General features: G+C 71.7%; 4 protein-coding genes and 1 tRNA gene. 3 read left to right on the top strand and 2 right to left on the bottom strand.

All coding sequences use genetic code 11. From position 1 onward, the window contains the following. Together NQ160_RS19905 and NQ160_RS19900 are read left to right on the top strand one after the other, a co-directional pair. On the top strand, positions 1 to 1,810 hold a 1,810-nt coding region (locus NQ160_RS19905; protein ID WP_257516841.1), incomplete at its 5' end, for a transglutaminase TgpA family protein. Positions 1,811 to 1,893: 83 nt separating this feature from the next. Next, positions 1,894 to 1,981, top strand: a tRNA-Ser gene (locus tag NQ160_RS19900). A gap of 18 nt (positions 1,982 to 1,999) precedes the next feature. Here the strand turns inward: NQ160_RS19900 and NQ160_RS19895 are convergent. Further along, positions 2,000 to 2,302: a putative quinol monooxygenase gene (locus NQ160_RS19895; RefSeq protein WP_257516840.1), complete on the bottom strand. Its 303-nt coding sequence runs from the start codon at positions 2,300 to 2,302 to the stop codon at positions 2,000 to 2,002. 40 nt (positions 2,303 to 2,342) lie between these two features. Next, positions 2,343 to 2,834 (bottom strand): bifunctional nuclease family protein, encoded by a 492-nt coding sequence (locus tag NQ160_RS19890; protein WP_257516839.1) that lies wholly within the window; start codon positions 2,832 to 2,834, stop codon positions 2,343 to 2,345. A 144-nt stretch (positions 2,835 to 2,978) separates the two neighbouring features. Here NQ160_RS19890 and NQ160_RS19885 point away from each other — a divergent pair. Further along, positions 2,979 to 4,040: DNA polymerase domain-containing protein (locus NQ160_RS19885; RefSeq protein ID WP_257516838.1), on the top strand; the 1,062-nt coding region annotated here is incomplete at its 3' end.

The raw sequence follows: 4,040 nt of genomic DNA, 5'->3' as shown, positions 1-4,040 counted from the left end.
GTTCGCCGTGCTGGCCGTGGCCGTGCTGTTCCTGCTTCGCACCGAGACGCGGGCGCGCGAGACGGCCGGCGACGCACCCGCGGTCCCGCGCCCCGGGTCGTCGGCACGTCGGGCGGGAGCGGGTGCGACCGCCGTCGGCATCGGCGCCATCGCCGTCGTCGTGGCGATCACCGTGACCCCGTTGCTGCCGACGCCCACGGCACGTCCCGCCGCAGGTGGACTCGGTGCGACCACGACGATCGACCCGTCGCTGAACCTGGGCGCTGATCTGCGCCAGCCCATCAGCGTGCCGGTGATGAACGTGCGCTCGAACACCCCGGTGCCGCCGTATCTGCGCGTGGCGACGCTGTCGAGCTTCGACGGCGCGCAGTGGCGGCCGGACCGCGTGCGCACCCTTCCCCTCGAGGCCGTCGTCGAGGACGATGCCGGGGGCGAGGGTTCGAGCCCCTTCGGTGAGGTGGAGGTCGACGAGTCGCTGCGGGTGACGGCGTACCGCACGACCGTCGAGGTCACGAACCTCTCCTCGTCCTGGCTGCCGGTCGCCTACCCCGCCGTGGGTGTCACCGGTCTTGACGAGGGCTGGGAGGCGATGCCCTACAACCGCACGGTCGTGAGCGACTCCGCCACGAGCCAGGGTCAGGTGTACGAGGTGCTGACGCACCTCCCCCGCCCCACCCGTGAGCAGATCCGGGCGACGGCCGCGGGCGGCACGGTGCTGCGGGATGCGAGCTACGACCTTCCCGACGTGCCGATGGACATCATCACCCAGACCACGCTGCAGGTCACGGCCGGCGCCGAGACCGACTACGACAAGCTCGTGGCGCTGCAGAGCTGGTTCCGCGGCGGCGATTTCACCTACTCGCTGCGCGCGCCGGTGCAGCAGGGTTTCGACGGATCGGGCATCGACGCGATCGAGCAGTTCCTCGTCTCCAGAGAGGGGTACTGCGTGCACTTCGCGTCGGCGTTCGCGGTGATGGCGCGGACGCTCGACATGCCCGCACGCATCGTGGTGGGCTACCTCCCCGGCACCGGCAACGGCGAGGTCGTCGACGGAGAGACCGAGTATCAGGTGACGAGCGATCAGCTGCACGCCTGGCCGGAGGTGCATTTCGCCGGCATCGGGTGGGTGCCGTTCGAACCGACCAAGAGCCTCGGCACCCCCACCTCGTTCCTGCCCGAGCGCGTGGCTGCCGCCGACGACGCCGGCGAAGACGTGAACGAGGGTCTGGATCCGGCGGCCGGCGCCGAACCCGACCTCGTGGCGCCCGAGCCGAGCATCGCGCCCGAGGTGGGCGACCAGGCGGTGCCCGACGCCGCTGCGCCACCGCTCCTGACGCTGTCGAGCGCACTGACGGCGCTGGGCGTACTGATCGCCCTCATGCTGCCGGCGCTGGTGCGGGAGCTGCTGCGACGGCGTCGCCTCGCCGCCGCAGCGGCGGGTGATGCCGCTGCGGCGTGGCTCAGCGTGCGGGAGGCCGCAGTCGACCTCGGCATCGCCGTGCCCGCAGCGGAGTCGCCACGTGCGTTCGGCGCGCGGCTGGTCGCCGATCACGGCGCACCCGCCGACGCGGTGGCGCGGCTCGTGGCGGCGATCGAACGCGCGTCGTATGCGGCGCCTGCACGCGGGTCGACCGGCGCGGGCGGGCCCGGCGACGTCGGGCGGGAGTCTCTGGCGGATGCCGCGGCATCCGTGCACGCAGGTTTGGCGGCGGCCACGCCGCGCGGCACGAGGGTGCGCTCCCTGCTGATGCCGAGGTCGCTCGTCGTGCGCCCGGGGAGCGCCTACGCCGCCGAGCGCGTGCCCATCTGACCCCGCAGACGGCGCAGGGTGCCCCGCGCGGCAAAAGGACTGCTCTGCACCCGGTAGACTGTCCCGCGGCCCTTCGGGGCCACGGAGGATTCGCCTAGTGGCCTATGGCGCACGCTTGGAAAGCGTGTTGAGTGAAAGCTCTCAGGGGTTCGAATCCCCTATCCTCCGCCAACCGCCGCCCGCACGCCGTCAGTCCCGCAGGGGCGACCCGATGACGTCGAAGTGGAAGCCATCGAACTCGCCCGTCATCAGCGGCCCGGCGGCGGCGATGGATGCCTGCACCTCGGGCAGTACCAGCGATGCCCGGTGCGCGTCGGCGCTGGTCCACAGCTCCATGACGAAGACGGTGTCGGGCTCTTCATCGTTGATGCCGACCTCGTAGGCGAGGCACCCGACGTGGCGCAGCTCTTCGCTGCGCCGGGTGAGCAGATCGACGAGCTGCGCGCGTCTGCCGGGAACCACACCGATCGTGCCCACGTTCGCGAACATCATGTGCCGAGTGTAGGGGCCGTGGTCGACGCGCGCACCGGCGTCATTCCCGGAAATCCTCCGGCTCGACGTCGTCGATGAAGTGCTTGAACTCCTCGATGTTCTCCTCGGCGTCATCGACGGCCAGGACGTCCGGGATGCCGGCTTCGACGAGCACGTCGTCGGCGACGAAGATGGGCGCCGCGGTGCGAGAGGCCAGCGCGATGGCATCCGACGGCCGGGCGTCGATGGCCTGCGTGCCTCGGGGCGAGCTGAGGGTCACCTCGGCGTAGAAGGTGCCGTCGTCGATGCGGGCGACCTCGACGCGGTCGACCTCGGCGCCCAGGGCGGTCACCATCGAGCGCATCAGATCGTGCGCAAGCGGGCGGGGGGTGACGGCGCCCTCGACGGCGATGAGGATCGACGTCGCCTCCTGCGCGCCGATCCAGATGGGCAGGATCGATCCTTCGCCGGGAAGGGCGTCGACCGGCTTCAGCAGCACGACCCGCTGCCCGTCGGGGTCGAGGGCTACGCCGGCCACACGGACCTGGACCATGTGCGCCCCCTTCGCCTCGGCTTGGGGATCGGAATCCCTCTAGAAGGCCCATCGTAGGCATGTGCGGCTCCTATGGCACCGGGTGTGGTGCAACGCCCCTTCTCGATCTGGCCGCCGGACGCGGGCGGGGCGTATCGTGACCGCATGCCGGCAGCGAAAGACGACGCGGTCACGCTCGAGGTCGATGGGCACGAGGTGCGCGTGAGCCACCCCGAGAAGGTGGTGTTCGCAAAGCCTGGCCTGACGAAGCTCGATCTCGTCGAGTACTACCTCGCCGTCGCCGAGGGGGCGCTGCGCGGCGCCGGCGACCGGCCGATGGTGCTGAAGCGCTTCGTGAAGGGCATCGACAAGGAGCCGTTCTTCCAGAAGCGGGTGCCCGAGAACCACCCCGACTGGGTCGGCACCGCGACGCTGCGGTACGCGTCGGGGACGAGCGCCGAAGAGGCGGTGATCCGCGATGGCGCGGGGCTGGCCTGGGTCGTCAACCTCGGGTGCCTCGATCTCAACCCGCACGCGGTGCGGGCCGGCGACCTCGACCACCCCGACGAGCTGCGCATCGACCTCGACCCGATGCCGGGGGTCGACTGGCAGCAGATCGTCGATGTCGCGTTCGTCGTGCGGGACGTGCTCGGCGACATGGGACTCGTCGGGTGGCCGAAGACGTCGGGCTCACGCGGCATCCACATCCTGGTGCGGCTCGATGCGGCTGGGGACTTCGCCACAGTGAGGCTGGCTGCGCAGGCCCTGGCGCGCGAGGTCGCCGACCGGGCGCCGGGGCTCGCGAGCGCCCAGTGGTGGAAGGAGGAGCGCGGCGAGAGCGTCTTCGTCGACTTCAACCAGAACGCCAAGGACCGCACCGTCGCGTCGGCGTACTCGGTGCGGGCATTGCCCGATGCCCGGGTCTCGACGCCGCTGGCGTGGGACGAGCTGCGGGTGCGCCGTCCCGAGGAGTTCACCGTGCCGACCGTGCGGGCCCGGTTCGCCGAGATCGGCGACCCGCACGCGGGGATCGACGACGCGGCGGGGTCACTCGATGGGCTGCTGGCGCTGGCCGAGCGGCTGGGTCCGGCCGAGCGCGCGCCGCGGAGCGCCGACGGGGCCGGGCGGCGCGTTTCGACGATGCCGCTCATCGAGATCGCGCGGGCGGCGACGAAGGACGAGGCGCTCGCGGGGCTGGATGCCTGGAAGGCGCGGCATCCCACGGTC

Source organism: Microbacterium sp. zg.Y909, assembly GCF_024626565.1.
Note: the sequence above shows the minus strand (reverse complement) of the source record. Positions and strands in the feature narration are given on the sequence as shown.

What these genes read in the sequence shown, in the direction of transcription:
- NQ160_RS19895 (WP_257516840.1), bottom strand. Translation starts at nt 2,302, where the DNA reads ATGATGTTCGCGAACGTGGGCACGATCGGTGTGGTTCCCGGCAGACGC.
- NQ160_RS19890 (WP_257516839.1), bottom strand. Translation starts at nt 2,834, where the DNA reads ATGGTCCAGGTCCGTGTGGCCGGCGTAGCCCTCGACCCCGACGGGCAG.